This window comes from Collinsella sp. TF06-26 (genome assembly GCF_002232035.1).
Taxonomy (GTDB): domain Bacteria; phylum Actinomycetota; class Coriobacteriia; order Coriobacteriales; family Coriobacteriaceae; genus Collinsella.
This window is the reverse complement of the sequence record NZ_NKXR01000001.1, coordinates 191,251-210,922: the sequence shown is the minus strand read 5'-3', so window position 1 is coordinate 210,922 and position 19,672 is coordinate 191,251. Positions and strand designations below refer to the sequence as shown.

Annotated in this window: 17 protein-coding genes and 2 tRNA genes; all 19 read right to left on the bottom strand. The window is 61.9% G+C overall.

What is annotated here, in order from left to right:
- Positions 1 to 5: 5 nt before the first annotated feature.
- Positions 6 to 923: a signal recognition particle-docking protein FtsY gene (ftsY, locus tag CHY22_RS00865; RefSeq protein WP_089571706.1), complete on the bottom strand. Its 918-nt coding sequence runs from the start codon at positions 921 to 923 to the stop codon at positions 6 to 8.
- Positions 923 to 4,459 (bottom strand): chromosome segregation protein SMC, encoded by a 3,537-nt coding sequence (gene smc / locus CHY22_RS00860; protein ID WP_089571705.1) that lies wholly within the window; start codon positions 4,457 to 4,459, stop codon positions 923 to 925. The genes ftsY and smc overlap by 1 nt, the downstream gene beginning before the upstream one ends.
- Positions 4,460 to 4,469: 10 nt before the next feature.
- Positions 4,470 to 5,195: a ribonuclease III gene (gene rnc / locus CHY22_RS00855; protein ID WP_089571704.1), complete on the bottom strand. Its 726-nt coding sequence runs from the start codon at positions 5,193 to 5,195 to the stop codon at positions 4,470 to 4,472.
- Between the two features lie 3 nt (positions 5,196 to 5,198).
- On the bottom strand, positions 5,199 to 5,441 hold the full coding sequence (locus CHY22_RS00850) for an acyl carrier protein (RefSeq protein ID WP_055309519.1): 243 nt from the start codon (positions 5,439 to 5,441) through the stop codon (positions 5,199 to 5,201).
- 124 nt (positions 5,442 to 5,565) lie between these two features.
- Positions 5,566 to 6,585, bottom strand: coding sequence for a phosphate acyltransferase PlsX (gene plsX / locus CHY22_RS00845; RefSeq protein ID WP_089571703.1), 1,020 nt, complete (start codon positions 6,583 to 6,585; stop codon positions 5,566 to 5,568).
- 87 nt (positions 6,586 to 6,672) lie between these two features.
- A complete protein-coding gene (gene rpmF, locus CHY22_RS00840; RefSeq protein WP_022094017.1) occupies positions 6,673 to 6,852 on the bottom strand; it encodes a 50S ribosomal protein L32 in 180 nt (59 codons plus the stop codon).
- 64 nt (positions 6,853 to 6,916) lie between these two features.
- Entirely contained in the window at positions 6,917 to 7,471 is a 555-nt protein-coding gene (locus CHY22_RS00835; protein ID WP_055309521.1) for a DUF177 domain-containing protein, read from the bottom strand.
- A complete protein-coding gene (locus tag CHY22_RS00830) occupies positions 7,471 to 7,968 on the bottom strand; it encodes an ATPase (protein ID WP_040358176.1) in 498 nt (165 codons plus the stop codon). Before CHY22_RS00830 ends, CHY22_RS00835 begins: the two co-directional genes overlap by 1 nt.
- Positions 7,969 to 8,036: 68 nt before the next feature.
- Positions 8,037 to 8,534: a pantetheine-phosphate adenylyltransferase gene (gene coaD / locus CHY22_RS00825; protein ID WP_089571702.1), complete on the bottom strand. Its 498-nt coding sequence runs from the start codon at positions 8,532 to 8,534 to the stop codon at positions 8,037 to 8,039.
- Positions 8,527 to 9,183 carry a 16S rRNA (guanine(966)-N(2))-methyltransferase RsmD gene (rsmD, locus tag CHY22_RS00820; protein WP_089571701.1) on the bottom strand — a complete coding sequence of 219 codons (657 nt, stop codon included), beginning with the start codon at positions 9,181 to 9,183 and terminating at the stop codon, positions 8,527 to 8,529. The genes coaD and rsmD overlap by 8 nt, the downstream gene beginning before the upstream one ends.
- Positions 9,180 to 11,357, bottom strand: a complete 2,178-nt coding sequence (gene recG / locus CHY22_RS00815; protein WP_089571700.1) for an ATP-dependent DNA helicase RecG — start codon at positions 11,355 to 11,357, stop codon at positions 9,180 to 9,182. Before recG ends, rsmD begins: the two co-directional genes overlap by 4 nt.
- 10 nt (positions 11,358 to 11,367) lie before the next feature.
- Entirely contained in the window at positions 11,368 to 13,029 is a 1,662-nt protein-coding gene (locus tag CHY22_RS00810) for a DAK2 domain-containing protein (RefSeq protein ID WP_089571699.1), read from the bottom strand.
- A 27-nt stretch (positions 13,030 to 13,056) separates the two neighbouring features.
- Entirely contained in the window at positions 13,057 to 13,446 is a 390-nt protein-coding gene (locus CHY22_RS00805; RefSeq protein ID WP_187361832.1) for an Asp23/Gls24 family envelope stress response protein, read from the bottom strand.
- 161 nt (positions 13,447 to 13,607) lie between these two features.
- Positions 13,608 to 13,682: transfer RNA gene (locus tag CHY22_RS00800), tRNA-Asn, on the bottom strand.
- A 34-nt stretch (positions 13,683 to 13,716) separates the two neighbouring features.
- Positions 13,717 to 13,791: transfer RNA gene (locus CHY22_RS00795), tRNA-Asn, on the bottom strand.
- Between the two features lie 369 nt (positions 13,792 to 14,160).
- Positions 14,161 to 15,510, bottom strand: a complete 1,350-nt coding sequence (gene rpoD / locus CHY22_RS00790; RefSeq protein ID WP_055286388.1) for an RNA polymerase sigma factor RpoD — start codon at positions 15,508 to 15,510, stop codon at positions 14,161 to 14,163.
- 110 nt (positions 15,511 to 15,620) lie between these two features.
- Positions 15,621 to 17,729: a DNA primase gene (gene dnaG / locus CHY22_RS00785; RefSeq protein WP_089571698.1), complete on the bottom strand. Its 2,109-nt coding sequence runs from the start codon at positions 17,727 to 17,729 to the stop codon at positions 15,621 to 15,623.
- On the bottom strand, positions 17,722 to 18,729 hold the full coding sequence (ribF, locus tag CHY22_RS00780) for a riboflavin biosynthesis protein RibF (protein WP_233502796.1): 1,008 nt from the start codon (positions 18,727 to 18,729) through the stop codon (positions 17,722 to 17,724). The genes dnaG and ribF overlap by 8 nt, the downstream gene beginning before the upstream one ends.
- Complete coding sequence (truB, locus tag CHY22_RS00775) at positions 18,726 to 19,658, bottom strand: tRNA pseudouridine(55) synthase TruB (protein WP_089571697.1); 933 nt, start codon at positions 19,656 to 19,658, stop codon at positions 18,726 to 18,728. Before truB ends, ribF begins: the two co-directional genes overlap by 4 nt.
- Positions 19,659 to 19,672 lie beyond the last annotated feature (14 nt).

The following is a 19,672-nucleotide window of genomic DNA, read 5'->3' as shown; positions in this document are numbered from 1 at the left end:
ACTCCTTAATTGGACTCGCCCACCAGGGCGCGGCAGAAATCTTTGGCATTGAACTCCTGTAGGTCATCGACCTGCTCGCCCACGCCCACGCGCAGAATCGGGAGCTTGAGCTTCTCGGCCACGGCCATGGCGATGCCGCCCTTTGCCGTACCGTCGAGCTTCGTCATGATGATACCGTCCAGACCCAGCGCCTCGTTAAACTCGAGCGCCTGGTTCAGACCGTTCTGGCCGGTGGCGGCATCGATCACGAGCACGACCGAGACGGGCATGGGGCCGGCGGCCATATTGGCGGCGCGCTTACGCGTCACGTTAACCACTTTGGCAAGCTCGCGCATGAGCTCGGGACTCGTGTGCAGGCGGCCGGCGGTGTCGATCAGCACCAGGTCGCTGCCGCGCTTATCGGCCTCATCGAGCACGTCGTAGCAAACACTTGCCGGGTCGGAGCCGCGATCGCGCTTGATGACGGGGACGCCGGCGCGCTGACCCCACACATCGAGCTGCTCGATGGCGGCGGCGCGGAAGGTATCGGCAGAACCGATCACGACATTCTTGCCGCGGGCGGCCATGGCGCTCGCGATCTTGCCGACCGTCGTGGTCTTGCCGGCGCCGTTAATGCCTACAAACAGCACGCAGCTCGGCGTGTCGGAGAACGGATCGCGCTCGGCGGGCACAAAATGCTGCTCGAGCTGCTCAGCCAGGGCGCGACGGAGCTGCGGGGCGGTCTTGAGGTTCTTCTTGGCGGCCGTCTCGCGCAGATCATCGGAGACCTGAATGGCGACCTCGGCACCCATGTCACCCATAACGAGGGTATCCTCAAGGTCCTCCCAAAAGTCCTCGTCGACCTCGCCGCCAAAGTAGAAGACCTCGTTGAGGGCCTCGCGGCTGCGCTCAAGTCCGCGCGAGAGAGCGTCAAAGAATCCCATTATGCATTCACGACCTTTCCGGTTTCGCGATCGAGTTTTTGCGAGACGACGCGGCTGACGCCGTCGGCTTGCATCGAGACGCCATAGAGAACGTCAGCGTCCTCCATAGTACGGCGCTGATGCGAAATGACCAAGAGCTGCGTATCGGAACGCAACACGTCGAGCGCGCCGATGAGCTTGGACAGGTTGGCGTCGTCAAGTGCCGCCTCGACCTCGTCCAGCACATAGAACGGCACCGTGCGCGTGCGGTACACGGCAAAGAGCAGGGCGAGTGCCGTCAGACTCTTCTCGCCGCCCGACATGAGCATCATCTTGGTGATGCGCTTGCCGCGCGGCTGCGCCACGACCTCGATACCCGTCTCGGCAGGATGCTCAGGATCGGTCATCTCCAGATGAGCCTGGCCACCCGGGAACAGCATAGCGAAGATCTCGCGGAAGTTCGCGTCGACCTTCTCAAACGTCACAAGGAACGCCTTGCGCATCTTGCGATCAATAGCCACCGTGATCTTGGTGAGCGCCTTACGCGCGCTCTCCAGATCGGCCAGCTGCTCCTCGATGTAATCGGCGCGGCGCTTGAGCTGCTTGTACTCCTCCATGGCAACTTGGTTCACGGGACCAAGGTTGTTGATCTGGCGCACAAGCTGGTTGAGCTCGCGCTCGGCGGCATCGCGGTCCGTGGGCGCGGGAAGCATGAGCGCTTCCTCGAGTACCGTGTTGCCATCGGCGGTAATGGCCCTAATGGCGGCCTCTACCTGCACCTCGAGCTTGCCACGCGCAACCTTAAACTCGTTTTGCGTGGCGGTGGCAGTATCGACCTTCTCCTTAGCGCGGGCAACCTCTGCCTTGGCATCCTCGATGGTCTTCTTGAGCGAAGCGGAGTCCGCCTCCTCCAGAGAGGCCTGGTCACGCAGACGCGCTGCCCAATCCGACGCGCGCTCCAGCAGGGCCGAATAGCGCTCGTGCATGGGATCGACGCGCAGGCGCAGCAGCTCGAGTGAGCGCGAGGCCTGGCGTGTTCCGCGGATACGGCGGTCGATGCCCTCCAGGCGATGCTCCAGATCGGGTACTCGGCCCTTCAGAGAACGAAGGCGCTCGCTCGTCTGGGCCAGGCGGACCTTGGCATCGGCGAGCTTGCCGGCGGCCTCGGAATCGTCACGGCGAACGCGGTCGAGTTCGTCGTTGGCTTCGGCAATCTGAAGGCCAAGATCGCTTGCCTGCGCTCGGGCCTCGTCACGCGAGCGGGTGAGCTCGTCCACGCGCGGGCGCGCAGCGCGAACGGCCTCGGCGGCCTGCTCGCGGCGCTTGGAAATGCGCACGCGCTCGACCTCGGCGTTGTTGGCGCTTTGCTCCAGGCGGCCAATCTCGGAGAGCAGCGAGCGGCGCTCGCCCTCAAGACGGGCAATCTCGCCGGCGGCATCGCCCTCAGCGGCACGCGCCTCTTCGACGGCCGCATTTGCCTCGACGACCTGATCCGACACATGCTCAAACACAGCAGTCAGATCGGGCTCCAGGCCCTCCAGCTCGCGAATGCGACGCTTGCGCTCCAAGGCACCCGACGCCTCGCCGGCGTCGAGGCCCACACGCACCAGGCCGCCGCAGGCGACGCGGGCGCCATCGGGGGTTACGTAAGTCACGCCGTCAACGACAGGCGCGGCCAGCGCAGCCGCCAAGTCGTCGACAACGTAATAGCCGCCGAGCAGCGCCTCGACAACCGGGCCATAGCCGGCGCGTACGGACAGGCGATCGACCAGGCGGGAACCGGCAGCGCCCTTAGCGGCAGCAGAGGCGCTCGCACCGCGCGCCACCAGCAGCGCCTCGCCCGAGGCCTTCTTCTGGTCCAGAGCGGCACGACCGGCACGCTCAAGCGCGGACGTATCGTCGAACAGCAGTGCATCGATATCGCCGGCAAGCAGCTGCTCCACCAGGCCCTCGAGCTCACGAGGGGCCTCGAGCACGTCGCCCAGACGACCCGAGACATCATCGCCAAGCGCACCCATCAGACGGCTCACGAGCGGCGAGCTGTCGGCCATGCGGGCATCGAGTTTCTTTTCGCTAGCAAGCTCCGAGCGCACCTCGGACAGTTTGTTGCGCGCCTCGCTCTCGCGGGCACGCAAGTCCTTAAGGGCTGCACGGGCGACCTCGGTAGCCTCGCGCGCATCAATCTGGGCTTGACGGGCCTGATCGAGTGCACCCTCAAGCTCCTCGGCGCGGTAGCGACGGCTCTCGAGTGAGGCCGTGACTTCCTCGAGCTGGTCATCGATCTGCTCCAGGCGCGAGGCATACATGTTGTCCTCGACCTCGGCGTTGCTCAGCGAGTCCTTCACCTTGGCGAGTTCGAGCGCCGCGTTATCGGCCACACGCTGCACATCGCGTTGCTCACGCGTAAGCTGCGAAATCTGATTGTCGAGCGTCACGCGCCGCTCGTGGAGCTCGGCGGCGGCAGGTCCGGCGGCGTCAACGTCCTCCTGGGCCTGCATGTGCGCGCCGGTCACTTCCTCAAGCTGCGCACGCGCGTCCTCGAGCTCCTCTACCACGCGACGACGCTGATGCTCGGAGCTCGAGATCTGGCCGCGCATGTCGGACAGGCGCGACACCATGTTGTGGCCCTTTTCCTCGAGCAGGCGCATATCGGAGTTAATGCGGCCGACCACGTCTTGCATATGGCGGCGCTGCTCGCCCAGATCGCCCACAAACAGGCCCTTTTCCTCGAGCATGACCTGGAGCTTCTCGAGCTCGCGTTCCTTTTCGCCCAAGCGGTACTGCGCAAGCTCCAGCTCGGCGGCACCTTCCTTGGAGCGGCTCTCCAAGTCGTTCCACTGCGACTGCAGCGAACGCAGCTCGTCGACGGCTAGCATCTGCGTAAGCTCGTTCGCGCGCGAGGACAGCTCTTTGTACTTGCGCGCACGATCGACCTGACGCTCCAGAGGTCGCAGCTGACGGGCGATTTCCTTATTGATGTCGCGGGCACGCGTCAGGTGCTCGTCCATCGACTTAATCTTTTTGAGCGCACGCTCCTTGCGGCGTTTGTGCTTGGAAATGCCGGCGGCCTCCTCGATGAGGGCGCGGCGCTCCTCGGGGCGGCTCTGCAAAATGGCGTCGAGCTTGCCCTGGCTGATGATGGAATGCGTATCCTTGCCCAAGCCCGAATCGTGCAGGATGTCCTGAATGTCCATCAGGCGGCACGGACTCGAGTTGATGAGGTACTCGCTTTCGCCCGAGCGATACATACGACGGGTGATGGCGACCTCGTCAAAGTCGACGGGCAGCATATGGTCCGAGTTATCGAGCACCAGCGTGACCTCGGCGACACCCACCGGCTTGCGCGCTGACGAGCCCGAGAAGATGACATCCTCCATGGCCTGGCCGCGCAGCTGCTTGGCGCTCTGCTCGCCCAGGACCCACAGAATCGAGTCAGAGATGTTCGATTTTCCCGAGCCGTTGGGACCGACGATGACGGTCAGGCCCGGCTCAAACGTCATATGGGCGCGGTCGGCAAACGACTTGAACCCTTTGAGCGTGAGGGACTTGAGATACACGGTTCCTCGCTTAAACAGGCTTCTTATTGAGAATCACGCCGTTGGTGGTGTAGCCCATGCGGTCAAGTGCCTCGAGTGCAGCGGCTCCCTCGGCTTCCTTCTTTGAGGAGCCGGAGCCGCGACCCTGGCGAATACCATCGATCAACACCACGGCGGTAAAGGTGGGCGCATGCGCAGGGCCCTCGGAGCCGACCAGCTTGTACGCGGGAGGCTCGTGGCCGTCGGCCTGCACGCACTCCTGCAAATACGACTTGGGGTTCGCAGGGTGCTCGGCACGCTCGGATGCCAAATGTGGCTTAAGCGTACGGTGGATAAACTCCGCCGCGGCATCCCAGCCGGCGTCCAGATACAGCGCGCCCACGAGCGACTCGTAGACGTTCTCGAGCGCCGAGTGCAGGCCGCGCGCGCCGGTACCGGTCTCGGAGGCACCAAAGATGATGATGTCATCGATACCCAGCTCGTGCGACACCTCGGACAGCGTGGCGCCCGAGACAAGGGACACCTTCAGGCGCGTGAGCTTGCCCTCGTCAAACTCCGGATAGGACACAAACAGGGAGCGTGCGACAACGGCGCCCAAAATGGAATCACCCAAGAACTCAAGGCGCTCGTAGCTTGCCGAGACTGGCTGGCCTTCGACGGCCGAAGGATGCGTAAGGGCCGCGCGCAGCAGCACCTTGTCATTGAACTCGTGGCCCAGAATCTCCTGGGCGCGCGTAAGTCGTTCGGATAAAGCCAAGACCTAAGCCTCCCTGGCGTTTTCGATCGCGTCGACGGCGTCGGCGACAGAGTTGAGCGAGAGCAGGGTCTCGTCATCGATCTCGAGATTGAACTCGTCCTCGATAGCCGTAACCAGTTGCAGGCGCTCGAGCGAGTTGGCATCGAGGTCGTCAAAGGTGGTCTCATCGCTAATTTCGGCAACATCGACGCCCAGAACGTCAGCAGCGACCTCGGCGATCTTGTCGAAGATTTCGGAGCGGTCCATAGCGCTTCCTCTCATAGTGCATGAATACCAAAAGAATGGTACCGCCCGGGCGGTACCAAGACACGGTTCTGATTCTACCCCACGAAGCAGGCCGCGAGGCACATAACAGCGCTCTAACTCGCTCTTACAAAACGATGCCGTCCATGGAGTTGGCGACGTTCTCGACCAGCCCCGCGCGCACGGCTTCGGCCGCCGCGAGCGTACCGTTTTTAACAGCCTCGACCGAGGTGGCGCCATGGCCGATTAGGACCACGCCACGCAGGCCCAAAAGAATCGCGCCGCCCTTGGCATCACCAGAGAGCTTGGCCTTAATCCCGCGCATCTGCTTTTTGATGAGCAGCGCGGCGATCTTGGTGCCGAGCGAGGCCATAAAGGCGCCCTTGAGCTCCTGCAGCAAAAACTTGGCAGCGCCCTCGGTGGCCTTGAGCGCAATATTGCCCGACATGCCGTCGGCGACCACGACGTCAAAATTGCCCGACGTAAGATCGGTGCCTTCGCAGTTACCCACAAAGCCGGGAACGGCGGCTTTCATGGCCGGGAAGCAGGCCTTGGTAAAGTTGGAGCCCTTCTCGTCCTCGGTGCCATTGGCGAGCAGACCTACGCGAGGATGGTCAACGCCCAAGACGACGCGGGCATAGGCGCTGCCCATCTGCGCAAAGCGCACCATATCGTCCACCTCAACATCGGGGTTGGCGCCCATATCGCACAGCACCGTCAGACCGCCGACGCGATTGGGTAGCGCATTGGTCAGACAGGGACGTACCGGCTGCTTCTTGCCTTCGGCCTGATACCTAAACGGCGTCACATAGGCGGTGGCAGCAGCAGTCATGGCACCGGTCGAGCCGGCAGAGAAGAACGCGTCCGCATTTCCCTTCTTGATGGCGCGGCAGGCAAGCACGATCGAGGACTTACGCTTGGTCATCACGGCGCGAATGGGATCGTCATCCATGGCGATAACGTCGGGTGCCTCAAGGGCCTCAACACGTGCATGGGAAGCAGCAAAGGGATTAACGATTTCAGCGGGGCCAGCTGCCAAGACCTCGATATCGGAATCGGCGGCAAGTGCAGCCTCGATACCATCGAGAACAACCTGAGGTTTCTCGTCTCCGCCCACAACGTCTACACAAACGCGAACGTTACTCATATACATGCTCCTTATACAAAAATGGCCGACTCATTGAGCCGGCCATTGTGGTTCCATTTGGAACGGCATCGCATCCAGAGTATACCGTTACTCGGTAACGATAACCTCGCGGTCCTTGTAGAAACCGCAGCTGGGGCACACGTGGTGCGGAAGCTTGACAGCGCCGCAACGGGGGCACGTGGACTGAGCCGCAGCCGAGATCTTCATGTTGGCGGAACGACGGGTGTGAGTGCGGATACGACCCTGCTTTTGTTTAGGTACGGGCATAGTGACCTTCCTTATGAACTATCCAGTGTGGCGATTACGCGCAAGTAGCGATACTACCACAGTTTTACTCATCGAGCTTGAGATTCTTCAATGCTGCAAATGGATTTTCCGTGGCAGCGGCCCATTCCGCCTCTGCCTGGGCGGCGCAATCGCATTGCTCGACGTTGAGATTGCAACCGCAAGTGGGGCACAGACCGCGGCAATCGGGCTTGCACAGAACGACAAACGGCGTGTCCATAACGACCGCGTCGTTGATGGGCTCACCCAGATCGACGATGCGGTCCTCACCCAGGAGCTCGTAGCCGTCCTCGTAGGCCTCGGGATCCTCGGGCTCCTCAAAGAGGTAGAACTCCTCGATCTCGCCGGCGATATCAAACGAAGCGGGCTCCAGGCAACGGTCGCACTCGCCGGTGGCGTGCGCGCGGACCATGCCCGTGAGCAAGACACCGGTACCGGCATTGGTAAAGACAACGTCGTAGTCGATGCCGTCCTGTAGCTGGTACTCCTTCTCGCCCACCGTGTAGGTGGCGACATCGACCTTGCCGGTCAGCGGATACGAATCTCCGGGAAACTCAAGCTGCTCGGAAAGATCGACGGTAACGCTCGGGAACTCAGCCATTACCACTGACCATTCTGTTGGGCGGCACCCTCGTTGAGCTGCTGACGGCAACGGGTAACGGTGCCGGTCAGGCTCTTGAGGTTCTCCTCCAGGTGCGTAAAGACCTGCTCTGCGTAGTCCTCGGCAGCATAACGCGTCTCGCGCTCGTACTGCTGGGCACGATCGCGGATGTCGTCGGCCTGCTGCTGGGCTAAGCGGACGATCTCCTGCTCACCGGCAATGGTGAGGGCCTGCTGCTGAGCGTCGGCGATGATGGAATCGGCCTGGGCGGCGGCGGAAGCCATAAGCTCCTCGCGCTCCTTAAGGATACGGCGGGACTTCTGCCACTCCTCGGGATAGCTCATGCGGATCTCGTCGAGGATGTTGAAGAACACGTCGGCGTCGATGACCTTGAACTGAGCGTTCTTGCCGAAAGGCGGCTTGGCTTCCTCGATCAGCCCTTCGAGCTCATCGACCAAGCTGACGATCCTATCGCCAGGAAAATTCTCGCCCGGCATCCGGTCTCCTTTCATAGGTAACATATCATCGTGCTAGTTTACCACATGCCACCAGGCAATAAAAAACGTCACGAAAAGCGATGTCTGAGCGCTTCGACCACGTTGGGCGGGACAAACGTCGATACATCGCTGCCGAGTGAGGCGATCTGGCGAACGACCGAGCTCGAGATATAGCCGTACTGCGGCGCACTCATGACAAAGATGGACTCCAGCTCGTTATCCAAGCGATAGTTGAGATCTGCCTGCTGCAGCTCGTACTCAAAGTCGGTCATGGCGCGCAGGCCCTTGACCACGGCCCCCGCCCCCTGCTCGCGAGCGAAGTCGACCAAGAGGCCGGTAAAGGGCAGGACCTCGACGCCGTCGATATCACCGAGCGCCTCGCGGGCCAGCGCCACGCGCTCATCGAGCATAAACGTGGTACCCACACCGTTTTTACCCTGCGACTCGGCAACAGCGACGATCACACTGGGAAAGATGCGGCGGGCGCGGCGGACGACGTCGATATGGCCAAACGTGATGGGATCGAAGGTGCCCGGGACGATCACGCGGTTGATGGTGTCATTCATGGTCGTCCTCCTGAAACGTCGTGGCATCGTTGTTGTGAGCATCGGTGCCAGCGCAATCTTCCTCACCATCGTCATCGCCGACCCAACGAAGCAGGTCGACCGAGGTAATGCCGTAGCGCTTCTCGCGCACGATCTCAAAGCCTGCCGGATGCGCGCCCGCATCGGCGGCGGCATGCTCAAACAGGGCATAAGCGCCAGGTGCAAGCAGACCCTGCTGAGCCAGCTTCTGCAGCAGCTCCTCGACCGGCTCGGCACCAAAAGCATAGGGCGGGTCGAGCAGGACCAGATCAAAGGGGCCGCCCGGCACACGACCGCGCGAGGCACTCGCCAGCATGTCGCCCGTTACCACGCGCCAACGCGCACGGTCACGGCAGAGCGACTCGATATTCTTGGTAATGAGCCGCGCGGCATTCCGATCGATCTCGAACGTCGTGAGCGAGCGGGCACCACGTGAGAGCATCTCTAACCCTAAGGCACCGGAGCCGCCAAAGGCGTCCAGCACGCGGACCTCGTCCAGATCGAAGTCGAATGCCGACATGACCATAGATGCGCATGCCTCGCGCACGCGATCGGTCGTGGGGCGGGTGACATCGCGACCACGGGGCTCCTCGATCTTACGACCGCGCCATTCGCCGCCGATGATTCTCATCCTCCGCTGACCTCCTTAAAAATGTGTCGATATCGCATGGCGACCGCATCGCGCAGGGGGCGCGTCGCCACGGAGTCAAGGTTGCAAGCATACCGCAAGAGCTCAACCGCGTCCAAATGGGCCCACTCGATCAGCTCCTCGTCGGCATCCAGGTCGACAAAGCGCAGGGTCACTCCGCCATGCTGGCGGTACCCCAGGATTTCGCCCTCGTGGCGCAGACGCAGGTCCATCTGGGCGAGCGTAAAGCCATCCGAGGTTTTTTCGAGCGATTGCAGGCGATCTTGTGCTGCCGAAGCGCCGCCGTTGCCCTTGGAGTGCGTCATGACCAGGCACGTGCCCGACACGCTGCCACGGCCCACGCGACCGCGCAGCTGGTGCAGCGCCGCCAAACCAAAGCGCTCGCCGTTCTCGATGACCATGACGGTGGCGTTAGGCACGTCGACGCCCACCTCGACCACCGTAGTCGAGACGAGCACGTCAATCTCGCCACGCTTAAAGGCATCGATAACCTGGTCCTTCTCCCCCGCTGGCATGCGGCCGTGAAGGCGCTCGATGGCAAGACCCGGCAACGCCAGACGCAGGCGATCGAGCTCGGTCGCCGTATCGTGCAGCGGCACGGGGACCGTCACGCGGCCCTCGTCGTCGCGGACGATACCGGGCACGTCCTCCAGATCATCGGCCGAGTCACTCGGCTCCACGAGCGGGCAAATCACGTAGGCCTGCTGACCCTTTTCATGCGCCTCGCGGATGGCGCCATAGGCAAGGTCGCGACTCGACTCGGTAAGCACGCGTGTCGTCACGCCAGCGCCAGGGACGGGCCGATGGCGGATGATACTCGTGTCCAGATCGCCGTAGACCGAAAGCGCCAGCGTACGCGGGATGGGCGTTGCCGTCATAACGAGCAGATCGGCACCGGGGCCCTTCGCGCGCAAGGCATTGCGTTGGCCGACGCCAAACCGGTGCTGCTCATCGATGACTACGAGCGACAGATACTTAAACGCCACGTTATCCGAAAGGACCGCATGGGTTCCAAAGAGGACGTCGAGCTCTCCGGATTCCAGCTGTGCATGGATGCGCTCGCGCTCTGCGGCCGGCGTGGCACCCGTCAGAAGCGCCCAAGACATGCCGGCCTGCGAGAGCAGAGGGCCGGTCTTATCGGCATATTGACGCGCCAGCACGCCCGTGGGCGCCATAACGCAGGCCTGTGTGCCGCTATCGGCAGCCACAGCCAGCGCGCAGGCGGCAACGGCGGTCTTACCGGTACCGACATCGCCCAGCAGCAGGCGGTTCATCACGCGCCCGCCATCGCACATATCGCGCAGGATGTCTTGGAACGCGGCCTCCTGCTCGTCGCTCAGCGAAAACGGCAGGGCCTGCTTGAGCGCGGCCAGGTGCTCGCCCGCGGCGTGGGCGTAGGGAGCGACTTCGACCAAGCCACCGTCGTTGCGCAGGCGCAGCGCCAGCTGCAGGTAGAGGCACTCCTCGTAGGCAAGCCGTGCGCGCGCGATATCGCGCTCAGCCATGCTCGAGGGAAAGTGGATCGATCGAAGGGCACGGGCATGGCTCATCAGGCGACGTTTAACGCGTAAGCGTGCCGGAATGGGATCAAAGGGATTGCCGACGACCTCGAGCGCGCCACTTACGATACGGCGCATCCATGCCTGACTCACGCCGTCACTCACGTAATGGACCGGCAGGATAGTGCCCGCGGCGCGCCCTTCCTCAAGCTTTTCAAAGTGCGGCGAGGCCATCTGCTTAAAGCCGTAGGCAAACTCGACCTTACCCATTACGGCCAGGCGGTCGCCCTGCTTAAGCTGCTGGGCAATCCAGGGCTGGCGGAAAAAGGCGACCTGCAGCACGCCCGTCTCGTCAACGAGTGAGACCTCGGTCACCTGCATGTGCGGACGAGGCTGCTTTTGGACGATACGGTCGACCGTGGCGATGATGGTACACACGGTACCGATGGGCGCCATCTCGATGGACCAGGAGCGCGTAAAGTCCAGGTATCGATGAGGGATATGGAGAAGGAGGTCCCCCACCGTCCGAATTCCCAGACGGCGAAGGGCCTCCTCACGTTTACCCGAAACATATTTGAGTCGCGCGATATCCTCGTCGAGCGCATTGCTCTGGGCAAAGCGCTCCGAGACGCGCGGCACGGAGCACAGTTCGGACATGGGCAGTTGCCTACTCGATCGAGAAGATCACGGGATAGAGCGGCTGCTCGCCACGATGGGCGTCAATCTCCAGATCGGGCTGAGCCTCCTCAATGGCATCGACAATCTCCTGGAAGGCCTCATTGGACAGTTCCTCGCCTGCCAGAATCGTCAGCGCGTCGCCCTCCTCTTCCTCCTGCATACGGTTAATGCAATCGAGCGTGACCTGCTTCACGTCGGAGCCGACCACGTCGATGGAGCCGGCAATGATGCCCATGACGTCACCGGAGTGAATTGGCGAACCGTCGGAGGCACTGGAGTCGCGCACGGCGCGGGTGACCTCGCCATCGCGGACCTCGCTGATGGCGTCGACCATAGCGGCGACGGCATCCTCGAGCTCGGAATCGGGCAGGACCGCGAACAGCGCGGAGAAGGCCTGCGGAACGGTCTTGGTGGGAACGACGGCGACCTTCTTGTCGGTGCAGGCAGAGGCAGCGGCCTCGGCGGCCATGCGGATGTTGCCGTTGTTGGGCAGAATGATGACCGAGGTCGCGTTGACCTGGTCGACGGCGCCCAGCAGGTCTGCAGTCGAGGGATTCATGGTCTGGCCACCGGACACGATCACGTCAACGCCGAGGGACTTGAGGATGTCTGCCTCGCCGGAACCGGCGGCAACGGCGACAAAGCCCAGGGCCTTCGCGGGCTCGGCGGCCTTCTCCTGGTCCTCGTGGATCTTGGCGGTACGGTCGTGGGCCTCCATCTCCATGTTGTGGATAAAGACCTCGTAGATCTGGCCAAGCTGCAGCATGTGCTCGAGCACCAGGTTCGGGGTGTTGGAGTGCACGTGGATCTTGTAGTCGGGATATGCGCCCACGAGCAGCTCACAGTCGCCCATGGAACCCAGGAACTTAAGGCACTCGTCCTCGTCAAACGGGGCGTCGGCCTTAAAGAGGAACTCGTTGCAGTAGCGGAACTCCGAGCCCTCCCAATCGTCGTTGGCCTCGATCTCAACGCGGCCAAGAGCGGCATCGCGTGCAGAGCCAGCGGAATCGAACGTAGCGGAGAAATCCTCGACAACGGTGCTGCGACCAAGTGCTGCAGCCACAAAGTTCTCCAAGAAGATGGCAAAGCCGAAGGCGCCGGAGTCGACCACGCCGTTCTCTTTGAGGACGGGCAGCAGGTCGGGCGTGCGAGCGACGGACTGGTAGGCCTCGACGACGATGGCATCGAGCGCGTCCTCGGCCGAGAACTTCTTCTTTTCGCACTCGTCGGCCTTGGTCGAGACATCGCGCAGCACCGTGAGAATCGTGCCCTCGATGGGCTTACGGACGGCCTGGAAGGCGACCTTGACGGCGCGGCGGAAGGCGAAGGCGATGTTGGCGGACGTAATGGGCTCGTCGGCGGAGACAAGGCCCTCGGCCACACCGCGCAGGATCTGCGAGGTAATGACGCCGGAGTTACCGCGGGCGCCCATCAGGGAGCCGTGGGTGATGGCGCCGGCAATGGCCTCCATGTCGGCATCGGCGGGAAGGGCGGAGAGCTCCTTGGTCACCGAGGCGAGCGTGAGCGACATGTTGGTGCCGGTGTCGCCGTCGGGTACGGGGAAGACGTTGAGCTTATTGATCTCCTCGGCCTTGTCAGAAACGGCAGCCGCAGCGATCGGAAAACAGGTGCGAATGGTCTTTGCAATCATGGGTATTTGAATCTCCGTTTTCGGATGCTAGTTCAGACGGCTCTTGAGCGCGTCGATATGGATGCCGATCTTAAGGCTGGCGGGATCGATTTGGGCAATCTCCTGCAGGGTGAAGGCAACGGAGCTCGAAAGATTGTGGCAGACGGACTTCATGTTGACGCCGTTCTCGAGCACGACGTGAAGATCGACCGTAAGGCCGTTCTCGTCGGCGGAGACAAGCACGCCCTTGCGAAGGCGCTGACCGGCAAGCAGGCGCACGCTCTCGGCGCCTTGGAGCTGCTCAGCCATACCGACGACGCCATAGCACGTCATCGCGGCATAACCGGCAATATCGGCAATAACGTCGTTCGAGACGCTCAGGCTGCCGTTAATGGTCTCAGACACAAGAATCTCCTTATCTGGTGCTCGCGGCACCATGTCGTGGGAGCAATCATTGCAATATTCTACAACGACCGCGCCATGTTGAGGTGGTGGGTCGCGGGATTACATCCTCGACACGAAATGTTGATATGGCAACGTTCGAGTCAAGTGGTCGCGGCATGAAAAAACCCGCCGCATAAGCGACGGGTTTTACAACCTGGCTCCCCGGGTAGGACTCGAACCTACAACAGCGCGGTTAACAGCCGCGTGCTCTACCATTGAGCTACCGAGGAATTTAAAAGCCCAGCGGAATGGGCTGAGAAATTCTGGCTCCCCGGGTAGGACTCGAACCTACAACAGCGCGGTTAACAGCCGCGTGCTCTACCATTGAGCTACCGAGGAATAGGTGCGTGCTCTCAAGCAACGAAATTTATTATACGGACGAATCAGCTTAGGGCAAGAACTTTTTTGAGATTTTTTCCGACCTAGTCATTGGGGACGTTCTTAAACGACTAGTCATTCAAGAACGTCCCCAACGACTACTCATTTAAGTCTGTCCCCAATAACCACCCCCAAACTGTCGCACAACTGACAGCCATAGCAACGCCGCAGATAGAGGACGGACAGCGAAAACCCGCCAGAGCGAGCAAGGTGCCTTGAAACAAGGCGGCATTGATCTTTTGATCATGCCGCCGAAGTTGAAAGGCAGATTGCCGCTCTGGCGGGTTTGCAGCGTCGGCCAGTTACGGCGTTCGGTAGAACGCCGTAACCCTAAGACTCGATGTAGTCTTTGAGCTTGCTGCTGCGGCTGGGGTGGCGGAGCTTGGCCAAAGTCTTGGACTCGATCTGGCGGATACGCTCGCGCGTGACGCCAAACTCGCGACCGACCTCCTCGAGCGTGCGGGGATGCCCGTCGACAAGGCCAAAGCGCAGCTCGATAACCTTGCGCTCACGATCGGCAAGCGAGTCGAGCACCTGGGTGAGCTGCTCCTGCAGCATGGAGAAGCTGGCAGCATCGGGCGGAACGATAGCCTGGGAGTCCTCGATGAAGTCGCCCAGCTGGGAATCCTCTTCCTCGCCGATGGGGGTCTCGAGCGACACGGGCTCCTGCGAGATCTTCTGGATCTCGCGGACGCGGTCGGCGCTCATGTCCATCTCGGCACCGATCTCCTCGGGGGTCGGGTCGCGACCCAGATCCTGAAGGAGCTGGCGCTGCACGCGGACGAGCTTGTTGATAGTCTCGACCATATGCACGGGAATACGGATTGTACGGGCCTGGTCGGCGATAGCGCGCGTAATGGCCTGACGGATCCACCACGTGGCGTACGTGGAGAACTTGAAGCCCTTCTGGTAGTCGAACTTCTCGACGGCGCGAATCAGACCGAGGTTGCCCTCCTGGATCAGGTCAAGGAACAGCATGCCGCGGCCGACATAGCGCTTGGCGATGGAGACGACCAGACGCAGGTTTGCGCTGATGAGCGCCTGCTTGGCTTCGAGGCCAACGTTCTCAATGCGCGTAAGACGACGCATCTCGGCACGCGTGAGCTCGAGCTCACCGGCATCGGCAGCCTCGAGCTTCTCGGTGGCCTCGAGACCGGCCTCGATCTTCATGGCCAGATCGACCTCTTCGGAGGCGGTCAGCAGGTCGACCTTGCCGATCTCCTTGAGGTACATACGAACCGGATCGCCGGTCAGCATCACCGTGGAGGCATCGATGCCACGCACGCGGGAGCGTGAACGGGACGTGCGCACGGTGCGCTTCTTCTTGCTCTTGGAAGAACCCATCTCGGCATCGGCCTGACGGGCCATCTTGAGCTCGTGATCGTCGAGCGAGCCGGAATCGTGCTCGTCGTCGTCATCGAAATCGTCGGTATCGGTATCGTTATCGTCATCGTCGACGTCCATGGGGGCGTCGTCGTTACCGCTCGCGGAGATAATCTGGATGCCGCTGTTGCGCAGCGCGGAATACACCGCGGTGAGCTGCTCGTCAGAAACATCGATATCCTTCAGGGCGACCTGAATCTCGTCCTCGGTTACCGAAGTCCTGTTTGAGCCGTTGCCCATGAGCTTTGCAACGTAGGATTCCAGCCCAGTACCCGTGCTCTCAGTCTTTTTTGGCACAGATTCTCCCTTCATAGTCCACAGGACTCAATACTTTAGCACACACATTGACGTCTATACCCAAAAAGAGGACTGGATATAGGCGAGAATACGCTGGTTGACCACAACATCTAGGCTTGCTCGGTGCCCGCGGCCTCCAGGCCGATCAAACGGAACGGGTCCGCCACGCCGCCGATCGACTTTTGCAGCTCGCGTTGACGCTGCGAATCCTGCGCGGCCTGCACGGTCAGCGCGCGACGGGCCTCATCGTCGAGCGAACGGTCTTGGCGCAGCTTGGCCTGCGCGGCACGCATACGGCGCTTGATGGTGTAGAGCTCGAGCGTATCGAGCATGAACACGATGTTCGTCTCGGTAGGGTGTTTGCTCGTCGCCGAGATGCGCCCGGCGCTCACAAGCGTTGCCGCCTCGGGACACACCGAGCGCGCCGCATCCATGCAGGCTGCAGGATCGGTTCCCGGCGGCGTTGCCAGCACGGCCCATGCGATGGACTCGTGACGTGGGTCAACCCACTCGATGGAGCAGATGCGGTCGGCATACGTGCGGAACAGGTCGGGGTAGCTCGTGAGCATCGTCAACAGCTCGCGCTCCCCTGCCAAGGACTTGCGCTCAAGATCGGTAAGAACCATCGGCGCCGCCGCAGCCGGTGCGCCCGAACCATCAGCCACAGGAACAGCGCCCATACCATCAGGCACGTCGATCGGCGGCAGATCGTCGACGACCTCCACGGGCGCGGCGCCGTAGGCATCGAGCGGGACATAGTCGTACGGCTCCTCCTCGACCGGCGCGAACACCGGCGACGTCGCGCCCGATGCCCAAGCACCGCGAGATGCCCCCTGCGAACCAGACGTCCGACCGCCCGCGCTACCAGAGCGCTCGGCTTGCGCCCGCTGGCGTTCATAGTTCTGCTCACGACGTCGTTCCGCATCTTCGCGCTTGGCGACATCGCGAAACACGCGACCCGAACTCGCGCGAACCGTCTCCAGATCCAAACCCAGCAGATCGGCAATCTGGATAAAGTATGTGTCGATCATATAGCTATCGCGCAGCGGATAGATAAGCGTCAGCGCATCTTCCAGCGCCTTGGCACGACCGCCCGGCGTGGTGATGTCACTCGACTCCTGCAGCGAACGGTAGACAAAGTCCATAAGCGGCTCGGCAGCGTCGATGCGCGCCTGCAGCTCCTGTCCACCATGCGCCGTGATGAACTCCATGGGGTCGTTGCCGTCGGGCAGCACCACGCAGCGCAGATCCATCGAATCCTGCTCGATAAACTGAATCGCGCGGCGGGCGGCCTTCTGTCCCGCCGCATCGCCGTCGAACATGTACACGATGCGCTTAGCAAAGCGGGTGAGCGTCTTGACGTGATGCTCCGTGAGCGCGGTGCCCAGCGTAGCGACAACGTTTTTAATCCCCGCCTCCCAACAGGCGATGCAGTCGGTATAGCCCTCTACCACGATGGCGGTATCCTGCGCGACGATAAACTCCTTGGCCCAATTAAAGCCGTAGAGGTTTCGCTTTTTATGAAACACGCTCGTCTCGGCGGTGTTGAGGTACTTGGGTTGGCCGTCACCCATGATGCGACCGCCAAAGGCGATGTTGTGACCCTGCTCGTCAAAGATGGGGAACATCACGCGGTCGTAGAAGCGGTCGGCAAGCTGCCCGCGCCCTCGACTCACGGCAACGTTGGCGTCGATCATCTCCTGCGGAGTAAAGCCCGCCTGCGACAGATGAGCCACCAGCATATTACGACCCGGCGCAAAGCCCAGGCAGTAGCGGCGGCAGACGTCGCCGCCCATGCCGCGGCTGGCAAAGTACTCACGTGGACGGCCATCCTTACCGCGCATAAGCATGGTGTGGTAGAACTGGGCGGTCTCGGCACACAGATCGTAGATGCGGGCACGCTTGGTACCGCGCTCGCGGCGATCTCCGGTGTCGTGCAGCTCAATACCTGCACGATCGGCCAAATAACGGATTGACTCGGGAAAGCTCAGGTTCTCGCGCTTCATGATATAGGTGAAGACGTCGCCACCCTCGCCGCAGCCAAAGCAATGCCACACCTGTGTGGCGGGGATAATGTGGAAGGACGGCGTCTTTTCGCCATGAAAGGGGCAGCAACCCCAAAACTCATGGCCGCGGGGCTTGAGCTCAACCGTTTCCTGCACGATGGCAACTAGGTCGGACGCAGCGCGTACCTGGTCTTTTTCATCATCGCTAATCACGGATACTCACCCCCTGCTCGCCCAAGTTGTGACGAATATCCTCGATATTACCCTCGACGGTCGAGATCAACTCATCCAGCGATTCGAACACACGCGAGGGACGCAGCCAGCGCGTAAACGCCAGCGAAACGGAAGCGCCGTACAGGTCGCCCGTATAACCAATTAAGTTAGCCTCGAGATGCGATGAAGCGGCATCGTCGGCATACGTCGGCGGCAGGCCGACGTTAACGGCAGCAGGCCATACGGTGTCATCGACGAGCACCAGGCCCTCATACACGCCATCGGCAGGCACCTGAATGCCGTCGGAAACCTGCAGGTTTGCCGTGGGAAAGCCCATGCCAGAGCCCTCGTGACGGCCGCGAACAACACCGCCGCGCAGCATATACGGGCGGCCGAGCAACTCAGCAGCCAGCTCCACATGGCCCTGTCCCAGCTCATGACGGATGCGGGTGGCGCAAATGGCCTCACCGCCCTCGCAAAGCAGATCGTGACCATACACGTCAACGCCGTGCTCGGAACCCCAGACGCGCATCTCGGCAACACCAGAAGCACCGCCACGACCCAGCCTAAAATCGCTGCCAACGCGAATCGAACGAATGTCGACCACGCGTGACAACAGTGTGAGAAAACCAACATGGTCGAGTGCCGCAACCTCAGGCGTAAAGGGAACGGCCACCACTGCGTCGACCCCGGTCTGAGCCAAGGCATGTAGACGGTCGGCCGTCGTCATCAGTTTTTGAGCGGGCGAAGGACTCACCACAACGTCCGGATCGGGATCGAAAGTGACCACGACCGCCTTGCAGCCATGGGCACGGGCATCACGGACAAGCGCTTCGATGAGTTCCTGGTGTCCACGGTGCACACCATCGAACACGCCGATGGCAATCGATGCAGCACCCAAGTGCTCGCACTCATCAAACGCATCGGCAGTGACGATGCGGGCCTCGTCCGACTCGCCCTCGAAAAAGATACGCGCGAGCTCACGAGCGGGCAACATCATCGAACACCGCCGATTGCCTGCGGAAACACGTGCTCCATGACAAAGCGGCCACTCTCAATGCGGGCAAGCGCCTTGAGTCCCCCATCGAGCACCAACGCAAAAGGCGCCTTCGCGGAATCGAAATCGGCAAGCGCACGCTCAACGGGAATGCGTCGGCCGCAGAGCAGGTCGTCGGCAAGATTGCCCGGCAAGTCAACACGCGTGGCGCCCAAGGCCGCAATGGGATCCAGGGCAAAGCCAGCCGCGGACTCGGGAGAAAGCTCCTCGACCGCATGACAAGCGCCAATGGAAACAACACCGGAGGCCGTGCGGCGCAGCGCGGAAATGTGCGCGGCGCTCTCGCAGGCGCGGCCCAAATCGCGAGCGAGCGCACGGATATAGGTACCCTTGCTCACTGAGAACGCCACGGTCCACACACACGTATCACCTTCGCCTCCCACGGCGATCAGGTCGGCGGCATAGACCTCGACGGGGCGCGGAGGTAGGTCCACCGCATTGCCCTCGCGAGCAGACTTGTAGGCGCGAACGCCATTGACCGAGATAGCCGAAAACGCCGGCGGCACCTGCATCTGCGGACCCAGCATAGCGGCCAAGCGCTCACGGGCATAGGCAGGATCGCGGAGCTCGTTGGCAACAGCCACCGTGCGGACCGCCTCGCCCTCCGCATCATCGGTATTGGTCTCGGCGCCAAACGAAATGTCGGCGACATAGCTTTTGGTATCGAGGGTTAGCATGCCCAGCAGACGGGTGGCCTGGCCCACACCCACCACCATGACACCCGATGCCATGGGGTCGAGCGTGCCGGCATGGCCGACGCGCCGCTCATGGAGGGCGCGTCGGCATTTCGAAACCACATCGTGGGACGTGCAGCCCACCGGCTTATCGACGGCGAGCAGCATATTCAGTTGAGAAGGCGTACGACGAGCCATGTACCATCCAAAAA